Origin of the sequence: Streptococcus sp. 1343 (assembly GCF_013277355.1) — a bacterium.
Taxonomy (GTDB): domain Bacteria; phylum Bacillota; class Bacilli; order Lactobacillales; family Streptococcaceae; genus Streptococcus; species Streptococcus pseudopneumoniae.
Genome location: NZ_VMMT01000116.1, coordinates 1 through 1,097 on the forward strand (window position 1 = coordinate 1; position 1,097 = coordinate 1,097).

General features: G+C 42.3%; 1 protein-coding gene and 1 pseudogene. One reads left to right on the forward strand and one right to left on the reverse strand.

What is annotated here, in order from left to right; genetic code table 11:
- A pseudogene (locus tag HT709_RS11530) lies at nucleotides 1–719 on the reverse strand (ATPase); the annotation flags it as partial.
- A 132-nt stretch (nucleotides 720–851) separates the two neighbouring features.
- On the opposite strand from HT709_RS11530, the gene HT709_RS11535 reads away from it, so the two are divergent.
- Nucleotides 852–1,097 (forward strand): 1-acyl-sn-glycerol-3-phosphate acyltransferase (locus tag HT709_RS11535; protein ID WP_172925794.1); only part of this gene is annotated, 246 nt, incomplete at its 3' end.

A 1,097-nucleotide genomic window follows, 5' to 3' on the forward strand; every position in this document is an offset into this window, starting at 1 on the left:
TTGAGAGGCAGGCCTTTTAAAAGCAAGGCTTCTAGCAAGAGAGCTAGACCAAAAGGAATGATAATCTTCCCAGTAAAACCAGCTAGCTTGTCCAGCGATTTCATGATACGAGAGTTGATGGGTTTAACGGTCTTGGCTTCCAGCATGAGTTTGGCAGCATAGTTCTCAGATCCAACATGGTGAACTTGAGCTGAAACTGCCCCACTGGCTAAGAAACTTCCTGACAAAAGCAAGGCATCCACTTCCTTTTGTACCAAATCACTTTCCCCCGTCAACATGGCTTCATTGACTTCCGCAAAGCCTTCCAAAACTAAGGCATCACTGGGAATCTGCTCTCCAGCAGACAGACGAATGACATCTCCTAACACCAATTCTTCAGGATTCAGAGCCACTTCTTGGCCATCACGAATAGTCTTGACCTTTTCCTTGGTCATGAGATTGAGCTTATCCACCATGTGTTTGGCGCGTAGCTCGGTCACGATCCCAGAAAAAGCGTTAAAGCAGATAACAGCAAAAAAGACCAGATTGCTCCAAGCCTGCACAAAGGCTAGTGCCAAAGCAATGACAAAGTTCAAAGCGTTAAAAAGGGTAAAGACATTTCGTTTGATGATTTGCCAAGTGCTGGTACTGGCCGAAGCAGTAAAATCATTGACCAAGCCCTTATCCTGTCTTTCCTCGACTTCTCTTTGGGTTAATCCCATAATCTTATTTTTATCCATAAATTCTATCATATCATTTTTTCTAAAAGAATTCTAATCTCATCCCAAATATGAACCTGGTCAAGGGAAAAGTTTGCCAGCCCTCCTTTGATAAGGTATAATAATAACAAGAAAACAATCGAAGGAGATCGCATGTTTTATACTTATTTACGTGGATTGGTTGTCTTGCTCCTATGGTCCATCAATGGCAATGCCCACTATCATAATACTGATAAAATTCCTAATAAAGATGAAAATTATATTCTGGTTGCGCCTCACCGCACCTGGTGGGATCCTGTTTACATGGCCTTTGCGACCAAACCAAAACAATTTATCTTTATGGCCAAAAAAGAACTCTTTACCAACCGTATCTTTGGCTGGTGGATCCGTATGTGTGGC